The sequence below is a fragment of the Cupriavidus sp. FW305-3-2-15-C-LB2 genome, from assembly GCF_058787575.1.
The window spans coordinates 39,742-57,672 of record NZ_JBYSZW010000001.1 but is presented as its reverse complement, the minus strand read 5'-3'; the positions used below and the strand labels follow the sequence as shown (position 1 = coordinate 57,672).

13 protein-coding genes and 2 pseudogenes are annotated in these 17,931 nt (G+C 58.0%); 5 read left to right on the top strand and 10 right to left on the bottom strand.

What is annotated here, in order from left to right:
* Window positions 1-453: 453 nt before the first annotated feature.
* The 5 genes from AC3WRR_RS00270 to AC3WRR_RS00250 all read right to left on the bottom strand — a co-directional run bounded on the left by AC3WRR_RS00270 (window position 454) and on the right by AC3WRR_RS00250 (window position 4,740).
* Window positions 454-1,032: a hypothetical protein gene (locus tag AC3WRR_RS00270; RefSeq protein ID WP_492295538.1), complete on the bottom strand. Its 579-nt coding sequence runs from the start codon at window positions 1,030-1,032 to the stop codon at window positions 454-456.
* Window positions 1,033-1,046: 14 nt separating this feature from the next.
* A complete protein-coding gene (locus AC3WRR_RS00265) occupies window positions 1,047-1,790 on the bottom strand; it encodes a DUF4393 domain-containing protein (protein WP_492295537.1) in 744 nt (247 codons plus the stop codon).
* A 48-nt stretch (window positions 1,791-1,838) separates the two neighbouring features.
* Entirely contained in the window at window positions 1,839-2,756 is a 918-nt protein-coding gene (locus AC3WRR_RS00260) for a hypothetical protein (RefSeq protein WP_492295535.1), read from the bottom strand.
* 48 nt (window positions 2,757-2,804) lie between these two features.
* Complete coding sequence (locus AC3WRR_RS00255) at window positions 2,805-3,593, bottom strand: hypothetical protein (RefSeq protein ID WP_492295533.1); 789 nt, start codon at window positions 3,591-3,593, stop codon at window positions 2,805-2,807.
* A gap of 145 nt (window positions 3,594-3,738) precedes the next feature.
* Complete coding sequence (locus tag AC3WRR_RS00250; RefSeq protein ID WP_492295531.1) at window positions 3,739-4,740, bottom strand: competence protein CoiA family protein; 1,002 nt, start codon at window positions 4,738-4,740, stop codon at window positions 3,739-3,741.
* 182 nt (window positions 4,741-4,922) lie between these two features.
* On the opposite strand from AC3WRR_RS00250, the gene AC3WRR_RS00245 reads away from it, so the two are divergent.
* The 4 genes from AC3WRR_RS00245 (at window position 4,923) to AC3WRR_RS00230 (ending at window position 12,646) form a co-directional block, all read left to right on the top strand.
* Entirely contained in the window at window positions 4,923-6,005 is a 1,083-nt protein-coding gene (locus AC3WRR_RS00245; protein ID WP_492295529.1) for a hypothetical protein, read from the top strand.
* Between the two features lie 244 nt (window positions 6,006-6,249).
* Complete coding sequence (locus AC3WRR_RS00240; protein WP_492295527.1) at window positions 6,250-8,088, top strand: type I restriction-modification system subunit M; 1,839 nt, start codon at window positions 6,250-6,252, stop codon at window positions 8,086-8,088.
* Complete coding sequence (locus AC3WRR_RS00235) at window positions 8,085-9,338, top strand: restriction endonuclease subunit S (protein WP_492295525.1); 1,254 nt, start codon at window positions 8,085-8,087, stop codon at window positions 9,336-9,338. Before AC3WRR_RS00240 ends, AC3WRR_RS00235 begins: the two co-directional genes overlap by 4 nt.
* 194 nt (window positions 9,339-9,532) lie before the next feature.
* Window positions 9,533-12,646, top strand: coding sequence for a type I restriction endonuclease subunit R (locus tag AC3WRR_RS00230; protein ID WP_492295523.1), 3,114 nt, complete (start codon window positions 9,533-9,535; stop codon window positions 12,644-12,646).
* 204 nt (window positions 12,647-12,850) lie between these two features.
* Here the strand turns inward: AC3WRR_RS00230 and AC3WRR_RS00225 are convergent, their stop codons facing one another.
* Both AC3WRR_RS00225 and AC3WRR_RS00220 read right to left on the bottom strand, forming a co-directional pair.
* Window positions 12,851-13,795 (bottom strand): DUF2971 domain-containing protein, encoded by a 945-nt coding sequence (locus AC3WRR_RS00225; RefSeq protein ID WP_492295521.1) that lies wholly within the window; start codon window positions 13,793-13,795, stop codon window positions 12,851-12,853.
* A 105-nt stretch (window positions 13,796-13,900) separates the two neighbouring features.
* On the bottom strand, window positions 13,901-14,830 hold the full coding sequence (locus AC3WRR_RS00220) for an AbiJ-NTD4 domain-containing protein (protein ID WP_492295520.1): 930 nt from the start codon (window positions 14,828-14,830) through the stop codon (window positions 13,901-13,903).
* A gap of 1,013 nt (window positions 14,831-15,843) precedes the next feature.
* On the opposite strand from AC3WRR_RS00220, the gene AC3WRR_RS00215 reads away from it, so the two are divergent.
* Window positions 15,844-16,170, top strand: a complete 327-nt coding sequence (locus AC3WRR_RS00215; protein WP_492295519.1) for a hypothetical protein — start codon at window positions 15,844-15,846, stop codon at window positions 16,168-16,170.
* A gap of 260 nt (window positions 16,171-16,430) precedes the next feature.
* Here AC3WRR_RS00215 and AC3WRR_RS00210 read toward each other — a convergent pair.
* From AC3WRR_RS00210 to AC3WRR_RS00200, 3 genes and pseudogenes are all read right to left on the bottom strand, one after another.
* Window positions 16,431-16,640, bottom strand: a pseudogene (locus tag AC3WRR_RS00210) (GMC oxidoreductase); the annotation flags it as partial.
* 37 nt (window positions 16,641-16,677) lie between these two features.
* Window positions 16,678-16,770: pseudogene (locus AC3WRR_RS00205) on the bottom strand (hypothetical protein); the annotation flags it as partial.
* 94 nt (window positions 16,771-16,864) lie between these two features.
* Window positions 16,865-17,914 (bottom strand): CaiB/BaiF CoA transferase family protein, encoded by a 1,050-nt coding sequence (locus tag AC3WRR_RS00200; protein ID WP_492295517.1) that lies wholly within the window; start codon window positions 17,912-17,914, stop codon window positions 16,865-16,867.
* Between the last annotated feature and the right edge of the window lie 17 nt (window positions 17,915-17,931).

The window sequence follows — 17,931 nt, the reverse complement described above, 5'->3', positions numbered from 1 at the left end:
CACTGGTCGAACGTCGAACTGGTAAAGGCCGAGGTCGAAAGCGCGGCACGCGCGCAAAAAGCTCGCACTAGAAATCGAGAAGCTGACAGCCGACGCCGAGCGCCAAAGCGCCAAAGTCGTGCGGATGCCACGGCAGAGCAACGTATACGGGCGGTCGCCCTCAGGAGATGCGAGCGTTGGTGCAAGGGAAGCCCGGCACTGAGGTCGTGTTTAGCAAGGGCAGGTGGTATCGCACGCCTCGCTATGCGCGACGGCAGGGGGGCGGTGGTCCTTCCTGGCTGTTCCTGCTCCTGGTCGGCGCGGCGGTGGTTTGGTGGGCGCTTCGTTGATAGGGGCGGAGGTTCTGCAGCATTCCGACCTACTGATAGCTGTCCAAGGCGACCATCGGCAGATGGGTGTCATTTCTCTGGCTTCGGGCCATCATGGACACTATTCAGATGCCTTCATCATCTGTCAACTAGCAGCTGGTTTGCTCGCGGCTGAATAGGCCTGACGCCCCTCCTCGCAACACGCGGAGTAGTAGGAATTGAGGTCCTGAGGCAAGTGCCTACATTGAGGTGAATCAAGCATTTCCTGTCCCACCTTCGAACGAACGTGCTCATAAAGTAATAATGTGGATACCAGTGCCACTTGCATACGAGGGATATTCATCACGCTGTGCGTATCCAAGTGAGCAACGAATTTGTCGCGATAAACACGCATCTCGTCTAAGTATCGCTTCCAGTTACTCTCGCTTAATTCGACCCGGCTCAACAGGGTGCCAAGAAACTGCTTTTGGTCCGAGTTGCCCCTCACGAAGCGTTTCCAGTGATGATGCGCTTTTCCGTCAGCAAACATCTTGCACCATTCAAGCACCGCAATATCGATCATATTGCCGTTCACAGTGGCGCCAAACTGAGATGCCTGCTTCAGCGCTCCGGTCCCTTCCTCGTTCGCGTATCCCATACGGTAGTAGGCGATGTTGCGAACACAGTGACAGCATAGGAGCATGAGTCGCCTTATAAAGCGGGCGTCAGGTTGTTCAGAAGCCATATTTCACCAATTTCTTATTCGTCACCAATATGACTCGCGTCCGCTCCAAGACAAGCGCGATGGAAAAGTTGGCCAAAACCGTTCAACCGGATAAACCAAAAATCAACTTCTGGCATGCCGGTCGTCACGGTTCCGTATTTCGAAGCCCATCGATGTTCGTTTGTGTAGGCGACGAGTCCGAGAGAAACAAGATGCTCGATATACGTATACAGTAAAGCCGGCTGTTGCAGGTCCTCGGGACGCACAAACAGCGTCTTCAACAACTCCTTCGAATCGTCCGCGCAATGCGCTTGCTCCACTGCCGCGTCGCGGTCCGCCCGCTTCATTACATTGTTGTTTCCCTTCCACCGTATGTAGGCTGATGGATCGTTTCGTGAGAGTTGCTCAATCAATCGAGCCTCGTCTGGTGCCAACTGGCCAATAATTTGCACAAACGCAGGATGCGCCTCCGAAACCCGCTCCTTGTCCATGGCGCGCGCCAACAAGTTGAGATACATCTCTGTCAACGGCGATCCATCCTCCTGAAATCTTAGCTTCTCTGCCACTTGAAGCGCCATCGATTCGACGGGAGCGATACGCCGCTCTTGCGGCACGCGTTCGAGTGAACTACGTAGATGACGCGCGAGCCGGTCCTGCAACATCGCGCCATATTGAATTGGAAAGAGCGCTAGACGTAGTGTCTTGACCAAATCGACGCCAAGCTTGCTGGCCTCCTTCAAGGTGTCGGCGACCGCATCGCTATAGACTTCTTTGACCACCTTCAGAAGGTACCACTTTGATCAATTCGTTCGCGTCCATTCTCGCATCTATCCTTCTGAGATCAGTTTTAGAACTGCGGCCATATCAACTCCGAACCGTTCGCGATTGCCTGGATCAAGATCAATCATGAACATCTCATCCCACACACGCTGCATCTCGTCCGAAGATCGGAACAGGGGTAACTCTATCAATCGACGTTCTATTTCGGCTGCTGCCAACTGCCCTTCTGCCAGCAATTGCTGCCGCAGCCTCTCTACCCGGCGCCGCTGTTCGTCAGGACGCCTGGAGATCATGAGGTGCTTCATCAATGCCTCAAAGGCAAGCACCACGAATGGCTCCCATTCAAATGCAACTGTCGTGGCCTCTTGAGACGCGCTTGCCGCTATGGCCCTAAGCGTGGGCTCTTGATCCATCCAGCGCCTATAAAACTCCTTGGTCCCTTGAAGCAAATTGGTTGGCGTCACTTCGGCATCAGGGCCAACCAGCGCAACGGCTGGGGCACGGGGTCCTTGACGGAAAGCTTTGATCCCGGCGAAACCAGTACAGGCTGCGACTACGACCACCAGATTGCAATGCGTCACCAGATTCAGCTGTTGCAAAGGGATGGTCAACTCCTCCCAGCTTAGCAATTCTCGCCCTCCGGTACCGTCCGGTCCTTCGAGGCCGGTGTCATCACCATGGGCTTCGAGATGGAGAACGGGGATCATTCCGGTTTGCTGCGTGCGCACGGTTGCGCAGTCAATTGCCGCGATGACTTCGGCCTTGTTCTTACAAGAGCGGTATGCAGACCAGCCCGGTCGGCGCTCCTCCATCCACTCGTGCAGAAGTCGCCCGGTACATTTCTCATCGGGATGCAGCCACTCGACAATCCAAACGTTGGTCGCTCGGATTGTCGCTACTGCGGGGGGGCCAGGTAGTCTCTCGAGGAGTTCCTGTTCCGCATCTGTGAGATCGTCTTCTTTCACACCCTCACCTCCATCCCTATCCATTGGCTTCCGAATGATCGCTCGTCGTCAATGGACGGTGAGGGTACGCACGAAGAGTTCCGCCCATTTCAGCGCATCGAACACCAGCGGTTTTAGGATGGGCTTGGTGCCATGCACGTCGCCCATCTTTGAGCGTAGGACCTGCATGACGTAGGCGCCCTGGTTCAAGGCTCCCTTGAAATTCTGTAAGAACGGCTTGAGGGTGCCGTCATCCCAGCCCAGCGCGCGCAAGGGGGCGTCAAAGTTAGCCACAGCCCCGAGTGCGACGTTGCATCCCTCTTGGAACGAGGCCTTGCTAGGGTCTCCCAAGCCGTGCTGGCGGTAGACGAGCGCCACCGCGCTGTCCACCGCACCGCAGGCGGCCGAGATCGCGCCGCCCAAGTCACCGTCCCGGAAGCGCTGTGCGGCCTTCACCAAATCAGCGCGAGGGATTTCCGGCAACGCGCCCAACTCGGCGGGGTCAAACAGTTCCAGCGGAATGAGCCGGTTGTCGGCTAGACCCCAGCCGTGCCGTCTGAGGTCATCTGCCAAGGCAGACTGCAACTCGGGCGCCCGGCGCAGCAATTCTTCCGCAATCAGGACAACGCTGTGTCGGCGCTGCTCGGGCATCATGCTGCCAAGTTCGCCTTCGATGGCCGCCATCAGCTGGCCCTTGGAAGCGCCGTTCTCCTGCTTCTGCACCAGCCGCGCCAGCGCAGGCGCGTACAGGTTCACACCGCCCAAACCGACGATGTCCTTGATAGTGTCAAATTTCTGGGCCCGTAGGTGAGCATGGAGCGTGCCCCATGCGGCTTCCAGCGTTGGTATCGTCGTCATCGCGTTTTCTCCTTGTTGGACTTCGCTCTGGACAAGTCCGAATGGGCCATTTTATGTCGGGGGCGCAGCGTCGCCGTTCCCAGCACTAGCTACACAAGACCTAGACTTACTTACACACGCGCACGTGCTAGAACCTCCAGAGTGTTCAGACTGGGGTGGCCCCATACGTGCGTTGGAGGCGAACCCACGTCGACTTGGAGACTTGAAACGCGTTGTCGGCGCGCATGGTCGCGATCATCCGCAGTTCACCCAATAAGTCCCGCGCTCCGTCCTCGACGACGATCAGCACTTCATTGCTGGCGACAAATCGGATCCAGAGTGAGCCGTCAGGGGTTCTAAAACGCGTCGCGTCTGCAGGCACAGTTCGCACGAGCTGCGCAACGTGACGCCGGGCGACACGTTTCGCCTCTTCACGCGCGGCGTATTCGCGCACCTGCTCCTGGAACGCTGTCTCGCACGCCTGCTCGAGTCGCTCGCGCTCCAGATCCAGCTTCCCGTTGACCAGCCACTGCTTTCGGGAATCATCACCGAAAAGGATGGCCGCGAGATCGCCGACGGTCTCAGGCCGCTCCCGTGTCAGGTCAATTTCGACTGCTGCATACCCGCGTGCTGTCAGTTGCGCCCGTTTTCCGCTGCTGACCTTGCTTCGAACGGCGATCTCGACCAATAGGCGGCGCTCTCCGATCCGCAGAACAATGTCCGGGCGATGCTTGAAGAGGATGTTTTCGAGCCCCACTGAATCCGGTCTTATGATTGCGGCGGCGCTCCTCGTCTCTTGTACGATTGGCCGGATGGGGCCTTCGCGACGCACGACTACGTGGCGCGGAGGCACCGCAAACACGCCCCCTTTTTCGATTAGGTGTTTGGCGATGTGATGAAGGATCGCCTCATGCGCCCACCGGCACTCAGCGCCGGAATCATGGGCGAAGGAGTGAGCCAGGATCTGCCCATGCCGCGCTATCAATGGTTCTCTGCACGCCGGGCAGAAGCAGCCGCACGCTTTGCCATTGGGGACGTGGTCAACGTAGCGAAGCCTGCCGCCAGCATCAAGCGCCCACACGAGCATGTCGCCGCGATGCAGGAACAGTTCGGGCGGGTACTCCAGATCGGCTTGTAACGCGGAAGGTCGAGTCGTTTCGGATTCCATGCGGCAGAGGAGTTTGCCAGTGCAGAGATTCTATTGGCTTGCGGGCATGTCTAGCAGCAAGAGCGCTGCGAACAAGTTGAACAACATACCCCACCAACGTGGGGTATGCGCGGCCTCAGCCCGGCAGACAGTATGGGGCGAAGACACAAATGCCTTCTCGGAACCACCAGGAACTGAGGGACGTGTCAACCACCACTATGAGCAATTCGACCCTCCTCGACATCGCCCGTCACTTCTGCGTGAGCGACATCGCCGGCGCGACCATCCCGGCAACCCGCCTCAGCAATATCTTAAACAGCATGCATCATGGGCGTCCGCTCACGGAACGGTCCCTGAAGTTCCTGCAGGACCAGAACCTAATCGGATTGCACCTATTGGCGACCGGCCAGATCACCTATGAGGCCTTCATTGCGGCCTCAAGCCTCGAACTGCAAGCCCGGATTCAAGCCGCCGAAGCAGCACGCCAGACCAAGGAAGCCGAACTTGTGGCTCGAGAGGCGGAGTGGGCGGCGAGATACAAGCGCGAGTGCGAGGCAGCGGAACTCGCCCGCAAAGTCCGCGAGAGCGATCCCAAGTACATAGCTAAGATGGAGAACCAAGCCCTACGGAGAAGGTACGGGATGGACTTCATTGAACAGCCACTGTTCGGACGGATGATGGACATCCTCAAGCGTATCGACTCTGGCAGTCGCCTGACCGTCGACGACTTTATCTGGCTCACGACCGCGGCAAGGGAGCACTTCACGGAAGAGTTGCAGTTTGCCTACCACCTGCGCGAGGCCGAGTTCTTCGCTGACGAGTACCGTCGCACCCAAGACCCTTGGAACGCGGTCAATGCCAGCGGCCACTATCGTAAATGCAATCAGACGGATGCGGCGCTCAAACTGCTCGACAGCGTGCCGGCCAACCGTCTCAAAGACCCCAAGACGAAGGCGGCCATGTGCACCACGCGCGGCGGCGTCATGCGCGACATGGGCCGGCTGAACGACGCTTGCCAGTTGGGCGAGCAGGGACATGCGTTCCAGCCGCGGGACTTCCGACCATGTACGCTGCTCGGCGCTGTGCATATGGAAATGGGTAACTTTGGCGAAGCTCGTAACTGGTATGCCCAGGCTGAGGAGCGCGGCGCTAGCGCGCGAACCATTGACTCAGAACTGCGAGGCATCTTCCTACGAGGGGACAAAGCAAGGCGCGAAGCCATGAAGGCTTTCTTGCTGACAGAAGATCCGAACCGATACCGCTGGGTGAATGACAACTGTATCTGAGCACTCGGTGACTCGCGGTCAGCTTGGAAGCTGTTGCACTGGCGAGCCTCAATCGTTCGATAACTGCTGGCCGGGCGGGTAGCTTCGGCCATTGAATTGGCAAAGTAGCGGCGGTCGCATGGCCGTGCCGGCTACCAAGGTAAAATGCCGCAACAATTTTTTCGCTGCAGGATCCCTTCTGATTGGCTCCCATCTGCACGTCCGAACGGCTCGGAATCCAGCGATAGGCACATCCACTGAAGTCATGAACCACCAAGCTCTCTCATCTTTCATCTGGTCCGTAGCTGACCTGCTGCGTGGCGACTACAAACAATCCGAGTACGGCCGAGTCATCCTTCCTTTTACCGTGCTACGTCGCCTGGACTGTGTTCTCGAGTCCACCAAGGCGGCAGTACTAGCCGAGTCCGATGCCAAAACCAAGGCCGGCCTGAATCCAGACCCATTCCTGACCCGTAAGGCCGGTCAGTCGTTCTACAACACATCCCCGCTCGACCTTGTCAAACTGTTGGGTGACCAGGACCACATCCGGCAGAACCTTTACGCCTATATCCAGGCGTTCTCGCCAGCCGCGCGTGACATCTTTGAGCGCTTTGACTTCGCCACCCAGATTGAGCGGCTCGCCAAGGCAAACCTGCTCTATCTAGTGACGGAAAAGTTCGCCAATGTCGACCTCCATCCGGCCACGGTGGACAATGCCCAAATGGGCCTGGTCTTCGAAGAGCTGATTCGCAAATTTGCCGAAATCTCGAACGAGACAGCTGGGGAGCACTTCACCCCACGAGAGGTCATCAGGCTGATGGTGAACCTGCTGTTCATTGAGGACGATGATGTGCTGACGCCCGGTAATGCCGTGGTACGCACCATCTACGACCCCACGGCAGGCACCGGCGGCATGCTCTCGGTGGCCGGCGAGTACCTGCTGGAACACAACCCGGCCGCCCGCCTGACCATGTTTGGCCAAGAACTCAACGACGAGTCCTACGCCATCTGCAAGGCCGACATGCTCATCAAGGGCCAAGACGTCGCGAACATTGTCGCAGGCAACACGCTATCGGATGACGGCCATGGAGGGCGCAAGTTCGACTACATGCTCTCCAACCCGCCGTTTGGCGTCGAGTGGAAGAAAGTCGAGAAGCCCGTACGCCAGGAGCACGAACAGAAAGGGTTCGACGGGCGCTTCGGGCCCGGCCTGCCACGCGTGTCCGACGGCTCGATGCTATTCCTGATGCACCTGCTTTCAAAGATGCGACCCGCGCAGGAGGGCGGTAGCCGCTTTGGCATCGTGCTGAACGGCTCCCCGCTGTTCACTGGCGGCGCCGGCAGCGGGGAGAGTGAAATCCGTCGTTACGTGCTGGAAAACGACCTGGTGGAGGCCATCGTCGGCTTGCCGACTGACATGTTCTACAACACGGGCATTGCTACCTATGTGTGGATTCTGTCGAACAAGAAGCCGGATGACCGCAAGGGCTACGTGCAACTCATCGATGCCTCAAGTTTCTGGCAGAAGATGCGAAAGAGCCTGGGCAGCAAGCGAAAGGAAATGAGCGACGAGCATATCGCCATGGTGACTCGGCTTTTTGGCGGTTTTCTCGAGGCGGATGATGCAACTGTGCTGGACGCTGAGGGCAAGGAAGTCGGTCGTTACGTAGTTGCCGCCACGGCAAACGCGCCTGATGTGCCTGCTGGCGGCCAAGTCAAGCTCACGCCTATCTCGCGCATCTTTAAGAACGAGGACTTTGGCTATACCACGATTACGGTCGAACGCCCGCTGCGCGACGAGCAAGGCCGGGTAGTACTCGGCCTGAAAGGTAAGCAGAAGGGCAAACCGCAGGCCGACAGCGCCCTGCGTGATACCGAAAGCGTGCCTCTCTCAGAGGACACTGGCGCCTATTTCAAACGGGAAGTGTTGCCGCACGCACCGGATGCCTGGATAGACGAAGAGAAGACCAAAGTCGGCTACGAAATCCCATTCAACCGGCATTTCTACGTTTTTGAGCCGCCGCGCGACCTGCATACGATTGACGAAGAGCTGAAGGCTGTGTCAGCCAACATCATGAAGATGCTCGAGGAGTTGGCGGAATGAGACTGCCCAAATACTCACTATACAAGGACAGCAGGGTGGCGTGGTTGGGAGACGTGCCGCAGCATTGGGAGGTTCTCAGCCTCAAGAGAATCGCCACACTCAAGAGTGGAGAAAGTATTACTGCTGAGAACATTGAAGAGGAAGGCGCATATCCCGTATATGGTGGAAACGGCTTGCGGGGATTCACCACATCCTTTACACACGATGGCCGCTTCGCTCTCATTGGGCGCCAAGGCGCTTTGTGCGGGAATGTCAATTATTCGAGCGGGAAGTTCTGGGCATCGGAGCATGCGGTAGTCGCCACACCAATCAGAGCCGTCTCGGCTACTTGGTTGGGCGAGTTGTTGCGGGCAATGAACCTGAACCAGTACTCCGTGTCTGCTGCTCAGCCTGGCCTGTCTGTTGAAATCATTTCGAATCTTGGCATTCCCTATCCGCCAATTGACGAGCAATTCGCCATTGCGACCTTCCTCGACCGCGAAGCGGGCAAGATCGATGTTCTGATTGCAGCGCAGGAGAGCCTCCTCAAGCTGCTGGCCGAAAAGCGCCAGGCGACCATCTCGCATGCCGTCACACGAGGCCTCAATCCCAGTGCCCCGATGAAGGACACCGGCGTGACGTGGCTGGGCGAGGTGCCGGCGCATTGGGAGACGCTCGCAACGAAGCGACTGTTTCGCCTAGTTGCGGAACCCGCCCCTGATGACAATAACGAGGAACTCTTGTCAATCTACACCGACATTGGCGTGCGTCCACGGAAGTCGTTGGAAGAGAGGGGCAACAAAGCTACAACAACAGATGGGTATTGGATAGTACGCAAAGGGGACATCATTGTTAACAAGTTGCTCGCTTGGATGGGGGCAATCGGTCTTTCGAATTATGACGGTGTAACGAGTCCAGCTTACGACATTCTGAGACAAACAAAGCCGCTTAATCCGCAGTACTACGACTATCTGTTCCGCTGCGGCGTTATGTTTACCGAATTCAGGCGACATTCGAGAGGAATTATGGATATGCGCCTTAGACTCTATTTCGAAGATTTTGGGCAAATCTACGTTCCATTTCCCTCAGAAGAAGAGCAGACGGAGATCGTTCGATTTTTGGAAAGTGAGACGGCAAAGCTCGACGCTCTAAGCGCCGACGCAGAGCGCGCCATTGGCCTGCTCAAGGAGCGCCGCAGCGCCCTGATTGCCGCGGCCGTCACTGGCAAAATCGACGTGCGCGAAGCGGTACCGGAGGAGCTGGCCGCATGAGCAATATCCAGCTGTTCCGCTTGGCCAACGCGTCGCAAGCGAGCTCCCCGGTCCCGCCACAAGGCTGGAATGACAGTAATTGGCGGACCTCGAGAGAGCCAAAACGCTTATAGAGCGCAGTTACGCTGAAGGCTAGGAGGCATCCGCCGCCTGCCCCCCTGTAAAGAACAATATCGAACGCATACGGGTCAACCATGGACCAGCTGCACCAAGAATACCACTTCGAAGCAGAAATCTGTCAATCCCTGGCGGCCAACGGTTGGCTCTATGCCGAAGGCGATGCCTCGCACTATGACCGCGCCAGTGGGCTCTTTTTGCCCGATCTACTGGCATGGATTGAGGCAACCCAGCTGGACTCATGGCAACGCCTGACCAAGACTCATGGCCCCACCCTTAAGGAGCGCCTGGCCGAGCGGGTGCGCAAGAACCTGAACGAACGCGGCACACTCGATGTGCTGCGCCGTGGCATAGAAATGCTTGGGTTGAAGGAGCCGCTTTCACTGGTGCAGTTCAAGCCCGCACTGGCCATCAACCCCGTCATCCAGGAGCACTACGCCGCCAACCGGCTGCGCGTGGTACGCCAGGTGCGGCACTCTCCAAACAACCCGCAGGACGCACTGGACTTGGTCCTGTTCGTCAATGGTATCCCTGTCGCCACAGCCGAGCTGAAGTCGGACTTCACGCAGAGCGTGCAGGATGCGGTGGACCAATACCGCTTCGACCGTCATCCGCAGCCCAAGGGCGGGCAGATGGAGCAGTTACTAAGCTTTCCTGGCGGGGCTCTCGTGCACTTCGCCGTGAGTCAAGCCGAGGTCATGATGACCACGAGGCTAGCCGGTTCGACCACGCAATTCCTGCCGTTCAACCGGGGCAACTTCGGTGCGGCAGGCAATGCGCCGAACCCGGACGGCTTTGCCACCGGCTACCTGTGGGAAGAGGTGTGGGCGCGCGAGAGCTGGCTTGACATCCTCCACCGTTACCTGATTGGCAAGCGCGACGAGAAGAAGCAGCCAAAGACCGTTATCTTCCCGCGTTATCACCAGCTCGATGCGACACGCAAGCTAGTGGCCGATGTACTGGCGCAAGGCTCTGGCCAGCGTTACCTGATACAGCATTCGGCGGGCTCGGGCAAGACCAATTCGATTGCCTGGACGGCACACTTCCTCGCCGACCTGCACAATGCCGAACACCAGAAGATTTTCGACAGCGTGCTAGTGGTGTCGGACCGCACGGTGCTCGACGCGCAGCTGCAGGAAGCGATCTTCGATTTCGAGCGGACCACCGGTGTGGTGGCTACCATCACCAACGAACACGGGAGCAAGAGCGCACAACTAGGCCAGGCGCTCAAGGATGGCAAGAAAATCATCGTTTGCACCATCCAGACGTTTCCGTTCGCCTTGCAGGCGGTGCAGGAGCTGGCGGCAACCGAAGGCAAGCGTTTCGCCGTCATCGCCGACGAAGCGCACAGCTCGCAGACGGGCGAGGCGGCGGCCAAGCTCAAGCAGCTGCTATCGGCCGAAGAATGGGCCGAGCTTCAGGATGGTGGTGAAATCGACAGCGAGGTGGTATTGGCCGCCCAGATGGAGGCCCGCACGGGCGCCAAGGGCCTGACCTATGTGGCCTTCACCGCTACCCCCAAGCAAAAGACACTGGAATTGTTCGGCCGAGTCGGCCCCGACGGACTGCCGCAGCCCTTTCACGTCTATTCGATGCGCCAGGCCATCGAGGAAGGTTTCATTCTCGATGTGCTGAAGAACTACACAACTTACAAGCTCGCATTCAAGCTGGCCCATGACGGCCAAGAATACGACGAACAGCAGGTCGAAAGTAGTGCCGCGACGAAGGGCATCATGCAGTGGGTGCGGCTGCATCCATACAACATCGCGCAGAAGGTACAAATCGTCGTCGAGCACTACCGCGAGAACGTCCTACCCTTGCTCGACGGCAAGGCCAAGGCCATGGTCGTCACAGCAAGCCGCAGGGAGGCAGTGCGATGGCAGAAGGCCATTCGCGCCTATATCGAAAGGCGGAACTATCCGCTAGGCGTCCTGGTGGCGTTCTCCGGCGAAATTAACGATACCGAGAGCTACCCAGCGCCGGTCACCGAGACCAGCAAGGAGCTGAATCCCGGTCTCAAAGGTCGCGACATCCGCGACGCGTTCGCCGAGCCCGAGTATCACCTCCTGCTCGTTGCCAACAAATTCCAAACCGGCTTTGATCAGCCCTTGCTGTGCGGCATGTATGTCGACAAGATGCTCGGCGGCATCCAGGCGGTCCAGACGTTGTCGCGCCTGAATCGAGCCCATCCCAGCAAGGACACCACCTACATCCTCGACTTCGTCAACGACCCCGTTGAAGTCCTGAAGGCGTTCAAGACCTACTACGAGACCGCCCAATTAGAGGCCACTACCGACCCACATCACGTCTACGACCTGCGCTCCAAGCTCGATGCTACCGGCTACTATGACGAATTCGAGGTAGATCATGTGGCAAAAGTTGAACTGGACCCGAAAGGCACACAGGCGCAGCTTAGCACCGCAATCGCGCCGGTGGCGGATCGTCTGCTCAAGCGTTACAAGGCAGCGCAGCAGGACAAGGCCGCCGCTGAAGCGCAACACGCCAACAAGGACGCGCAGGCGGCCAAGGATGCGCTCGAAGCCTTGGTGCTCTTCAAGAACGACATGGGAGCGTTTGTGCGGCTGTATGCCTTCTTGTCGCAGATTTTCGATTACGGCAATACCGGTATCGAAAAGCGATTCCTGTTCTATAAGCGTCTCATCCCGCTGCTGGAGTTCGGCCGTGAGCGCGATACTGTCGATCTGTCCAAAGTGGTGCTGACCCATCACAGCCTGAGGAATACGGGCCGCCAGCCGTTGAGCCTGAATTATGGCGAGGCGCCCAAGCTGCCGCCGATGGATGCCGTCGGCAGTGGCGCCGTGCAGGACAAACAGAAGGCCTTCCTTGACGAGATCATCCAGAAGGTCAATGGCCTGTTTGAGGGCGACCTCACCGATGACGACCAGCTCGTATACGTGAATGGCGTGCTCAAGGGTAAGTTGCTGGAGAACGATATGCTAGTGCAGCAGGCCATGAGCAATAGCAAGGAGCAGTTTGCCAACTCCCCCGACCTGAAGGATGCGTTGATGCACGCCATTATGGACGCATTGGATGCACACACCGCCATGAGTACACAGGCACTCGGCTCGGAACGAGTCCGCGAAGGACTGAGAGATATTCTGCTCGGGCCCGCACAGCTATATGAGGCGCTGCGTGCCAGGTCTAGTGGATCGCCGACAGCGCAGGCATAGGATTGATGGCTGAGGAGCAGAAGCGCACTGCCAGGAATAGGAAGGCTCTCGCAGAAGGGGCAGTCGACGGCCGCGAGACACACGTCGTCAGTTGATGGCCGTTGTACCAGCCATTGGCATATCGTGCTGCTCAAGGACGGCAATTGGTCAACTGCAGCCACTTCGCTTTATTCGTCTGCCTGGTACATGCGCAGCGGAGGCTAGTTAGATTGGAGGCTGTGTCAGCGTCGGGGGCCAGGTTGCCCTGCCACGCCACTCGTTCGGTCGCGCAGGAGCGGAAAAAATTCCGAGAGAGAAACGCTCACGGGACTGATGGGCGTAAAGCTCTTTCACCCTCGGTCTGCCTGCGGCATATCTCTCGGAGAGCACGCTACGAACAGCGTCAACGGTAGATGGTGTGACCTTGCATCCATAGATAACGTGGGTTAAGGCTTGAGGAAGGAATGGCAGAAATTTGCCGGCCCCGTTTGTGACCACGAAGCGCCGCTCTCGCTCATATAGCCAATGCGGCGATTTGGTGAGAAGGGCTCGTATAGTGTTCTGTGCGTAATCCGTAGATATCCAATCAATCACCGGGAACTGCTCGGAGTACTGTACCGCCAAAGCATGCAGAAACGTATCGGCATCCAGCGCGATTTCGAATCGCAGGCAGATTCCATTGTGAGACGAGGCATAATGAGACCACATCAGGATGTCCCGAGGATCTCCAGCAAATGAGAAAACTCCGGAACTATCGAGGTTGGAATTCAAGGTGAATAGCGCGCGCCTCTCAGCAAAAGCAGGGTCGGTCATCTGCTTCACAAAACGCTTCCTATCCTTATAAGTGACATTTTGTCCCTTGGCCAGATCGTGTGCCCAACGCATCCGCTTCGGCCCGTTGCTGGTGACGAACGGTACTGCCGTTGCATCAAATGGGTCGTTGAACTGTTTGCGAGATGAGAGGTAGAACTCAGAATCTACCAGGATGGTTCGGAGGCGAGCGACATCGACATCGGAGCCGACCGATCGGTACTTGTACAGGGCCAAAGGATAAAAATTCTTTGGCCCACGAGAGACAAGGCGTCTGACTTGACGGGGATCGTGCCTGGCAAGGGCCGATAGCCGGATATCAGGGTCGAAGAATACATACTCTTTTTGTTGTGTGCTCATTTCTTTGCGGCATTCTAATTGAGTTGTTCAATGCAAAATAGAGGGGCATTCCTGTCCTGAAATCGGCGCACACCGACGCGGCATATCGGTTGCGTCGCCCTACCGTCATGACAGCATTCTGCTTGCAGATGTAGGCGACCTTTTCGCTTCGATGACATAACGGATGAATGCAGTGGCGATATGCAGCACTAATTCCGCGTCCAACTCTGCGACCTTCGGCGTATGTCTGCTGCCATGGCGCACCCCTGGTTCATCGTTGGCGTAGTCGTACAGCTTCTGAAGAACCGTTAGGAGACGGGCCGGGAAGCCCGGATCCGCCTTCATGAAATCTAACGCCTTCCCGAGACTTGCTGCCTTCGGATAGAAGACGCGGCAAACGCTTTCGATTGCGCTAATCGATTCCTTGATCGAATTCTCAGGGTCCTTTCCCGTTCCTAGGATGTAAGTTCTGGCCTTGCTGTAGTGGATCCGCGCGGGTTCGAAGTCGTCGCTAAGCTTTTTTTCGACAGATGCGACTCGATCAGCCAGATCTTTTGGGAGCGCTGTCTCCAAATTCCCTTTCGAACTCATGCGCCAGCCAACGACGTGCTTTTGGAAAAGATCATTGACCGCCTCGCGATAATGACCGAAGGAAAAGTGCTCGTACGAAGGCTCGCCAAGAAAGTCGTTCAAGTCTTTGTCGATCTCATACTTTGATTCCGTATCCCGCAGCATTTCTCCGACAGTCTCGACGCTGTCATAGAACTGGTACCACTCACATGCCAATATCGTATTCTCTAGTGCTTCGTTGCAGTGCCAAGAGTCCCAATCGTTGTCATCCATGGTCCGCCGAGTATCGATGCTGATCCTCTCATGTAGAGCCTTTATGCCGAGCGGAGCCTTCTCTTCGTTCTTATAGCGGCTGTCCATGTCAACATAAGTCAACTTTGACAGAATCTTGACGAGATACTCACGCCGCAGCCAATCCGGCGCATCCTGCACGATTGGGCCGGCCGCGCGAGTCGGATCGAAACCATGACGCTGTGAAAACTTCATCCTTGGACCCCTGAGTATGATGGTGACAGATTCGGCGCCAGTGAGACCATATTGCGACTGGGGCGTGTGCATGAAACGCGCCGTCGCTGGTTGACCACCTCGACGGTGGAAGTCAAAGGGAAATATTGTAGGTGGAATGTGGGTGTGCCATAGCGTTGGCCCAAGCGGCGACGCCTGATACATGGTCGACCAGGCGTCGGTGGGGTTGCCTCGCAGCTTCGTACTAGACGGCCCGACTCGGCTGTTTCAGGCATGCCGAACCTAGTTGGTCCGGGCTACTCCCATGAATGCCCGCCTGGGCGTTTTGTTGGGGGCCATTTCCGCATGGCTATGCCAGGCTACCCCTTCAGTAGGGGGCAGCTTCACTCTGATCTCGATAACTCTGGAACAGTTTGGCGAGCAATCAGTAAAGTCTCGAACCTTGTGGCGAACGGCCTGCCGGCCAAGATGGCGAGAGTTTTCCTAAGCCATTGGCTGCAAAGAAGTTCCACTCTACGATGTGGTGGCAAAGGACATGAGGTGGCAACCGTCTGTTGCGCAAACAGGCAGGATTCGGAATGAGCGGGATTACGTTCCAGACTCGTTGCTGGACTGGCGTGCAGTCCGCACTACCGCGGCCCAGTTTCTTGGCGCGCGCGATGGTGGCATGCTTCAGTTTGGCCCGATGGACTTTCATAGATGGCTGAGGATTATTCTCATGACCTTCTGAACCAACTATGGTTTTTCACGAGGGGCACATAAAAAAAAGCTCCGGCACAAGGGCCGGAGAAAATTTCCCCGTCAGAGCACCACCAATGACGGACTGGAGACAATGTTTTCGCCCGTATTTATTGGACGATTGCTGCGTTAGAGCCATGACGGTAGCTGCTCATAATGAACACCGCCTGATGAGCCATCAGTTGTAGCCAAGGATTGGCGACCTTAGCTACATCCGCGCGGAGGTTCGAGTTCTCCACCAGCACTTGTTTTTAACGCTCCCCCGGATCAAGTCACCACCTAACGAGGAACCGTTGGTGGTGCTCATCCGCACGCGCGCACCGATGTCGTACCGCCCACAATACGGCGCGCACAGCTTTGCCACCGTCACGTTGAACCGTACGAGTACAGCGCTCGAACGTCTGATCGTCGGGAAAACAGCGCAACTCTGCGGCGCTGCCAAGAATTACTGCGATGTCGAGCGCCGACTCTTGCTGAATGGCCAAGGCCAGCAAGCGGCTGAGATGCCGCGTGACCGCATTGCAGTCGCCTGGACCCTGCCGCTTTGCCTCAAACAGTATGGCGCGCGCGGCTGCCCGGATGTGGTGAAGCATGTCTGCCACACCAATGGCACCCTGCGTTGACCGTACAGACTGAATCTCCCATCCCAAGTTTGATTCCTTTTCTGTTTCCCTTGCCTCCGAATTCGGCCCAAGGTCCAAATTATTTCTGGAGATGGCTAGCATCCCGCATGCAAAACCGATCGGCTGGCCCGCTCCCTGCACCATAGAAAATCAACAGCCGGTGAAGGCTCGTCATAAGAAGCGCTTATATTGCACACTACTTTTCGTAGCCTTAACAATTGGCTTTACGCTAAGGTGGAGCTAGTCATCCTGTCGTGTGGTTAGCACCCTTGGTCCTCCAGGATCAAATCCGCACCTTTCTCTGCCACCATCATCACCGCCCCCTGGATATTGCCGGACACCATCTTCGGCATAACCGACGCGTCCACTACGCGCAGGCCAGATAAGCCGCGCAGCCGCAGCCGCGAATCGACGACTGCCCCTTCGTCTTCTCCCATACGGCAGGTACCCAATGGGTGGTAGATCGTCTGACAGCGCGTGGCAGCGGCGCAAGTCCGCGCGCAATGCGTCGGGCGACGCGAACGAGCGCGCCGTGATGAAGCCCATCGCGCCCGCATTGACCACGGCTGCCACGAGGCCAGCCTCGCCAAGGATGTGCATGCCGCCGAGCAGCAACGGATGACGGATACCGAACAGGGCGGTGATGCGCGTGTGGATCGAGGGCGCGTGCTGCGAAGGGTGCATCAGCGCTCTCCTACGTGCCGGTCATCGTGACCGGATAGCGGAAGAAAGCCGCCTCGCCATCGGTACGGATCAGCCGGCGCTCGACGGCGTGACCGGAGGCGCGCAGTTCCGACGGTACCACGACTCGCGCTGCGGGAACGTCCGCCTCGTCGAGCAAGGCAAGCAACGTGTCGGCCTCGAACGTCGCCACCCGGGCGGCAATTGCGGCATTGATGCGCGGCGCATCGTGGACCCGTGCGGCGAGCCGCTCGTAGCCGGCAAGCGGCAGGTCCAGCGCAAGCACCGTTGCCAGCCGGCTCCAGAAGTGGTCCTCCAGCGCACCGAGCGAAACATTGCTGCCGTCCGCCGTGCGGAACACGCCGTAGGCCGGCTTGACGAGGATATCGTTGCGCTGCGCCGCCAGCTCGTCGAGGCCCGCCTCGTCGAAATGGCCGAGGCGGGGGTTCATCCAGTGCATCACGCAATCCGTCAGCGACACGTCCAGGTACTGTCCGACGCCTGTGGTCTGGCGCTGGAACAGGGCAGCAAGCGTGCTGGATAGTGCATACATCGCACCGCACAGGTCAGCCAGCGGCAGACCGGCGCCGTGGTCCGGCCGCTCGCGCTCGGAGCCCGAAAGCGCCAGGACGCCGGCGGTTGCCAGGTAGTTGATATCGTGGCCCGGCGACTTCGCCAATCGTCCGGTCTGGCCGTAGCCGCTCAGCGAGACATAGACGATGCGCGGATTCAGCGCTGCCAGCGCTTCGTAGCCGAAGCCGAGGCGGTCCATCACGCCCGGGCGGTAGCCTTCCACAACGACGTCGGTCTCGGCCACCATCTCTCGGATGCGCGCGGCCTGCGCGGGATCCTTGAGATCGGCCTTCACGCTTTGCTTGCCGCGGTTGACCGAGGTGAACAGGCCGGGCGCGATGATCCGGGCGTTGTCGCCGTGCGGCGGGCGCTCGATCTTGAGGACGGACGCCCCCAGTTCCACGAGGTTCTGGGTGAAGAACGGACCGGGCAGGAGTTCCGAGAAATCCAGGACCCGGATACCGGCAAGCGGCGGGGTGTGTTGAGTCATGTTGTGTGTGTTAGCTG

Excerpts from the sequence above, each read along its gene's own strand:
- AC3WRR_RS00220 (WP_492295520.1), bottom strand. The coding sequence starts at position 14,830 with ATGAAGTTTTCACAGCGTCATGGTTTCGATCCGACTCGCGCGGCCGGC.
- AC3WRR_RS00250 (WP_492295531.1), bottom strand. The coding sequence starts at position 4,740 with ATGGAATCCGAAACGACTCGACCTTCCGCGTTACAAGCCGATCTGGAG.
- AC3WRR_RS00200 (WP_492295517.1), bottom strand. The coding sequence starts at position 17,914 with ATGACTCAACACACCCCGCCGCTTGCCGGTATCCGGGTCCTGGATTTC.
- AC3WRR_RS00235 (WP_492295525.1), top strand. The coding sequence starts at position 8,085 with ATGAGACTGCCCAAATACTCACTATACAAGGACAGCAGGGTGGCGTGG.
- AC3WRR_RS00230 (WP_492295523.1), top strand. The coding sequence starts at position 9,533 with ATGGACCAGCTGCACCAAGAATACCACTTCGAAGCAGAAATCTGTCAA.
- AC3WRR_RS00255 (WP_492295533.1), bottom strand. The coding sequence starts at position 3,593 with ATGACGACGATACCAACGCTGGAAGCCGCATGGGGCACGCTCCATGCT.
- AC3WRR_RS00270 (WP_492295538.1), bottom strand. The coding sequence starts at position 1,032 with ATGGCTTCTGAACAACCTGACGCCCGCTTTATAAGGCGACTCATGCTC.
- AC3WRR_RS00240 (WP_492295527.1), top strand. The coding sequence starts at position 6,250 with ATGAACCACCAAGCTCTCTCATCTTTCATCTGGTCCGTAGCTGACCTG.
- AC3WRR_RS00225 (WP_492295521.1), bottom strand. The coding sequence starts at position 13,795 with ATGAGCACACAACAAAAAGAGTATGTATTCTTCGACCCTGATATCCGG.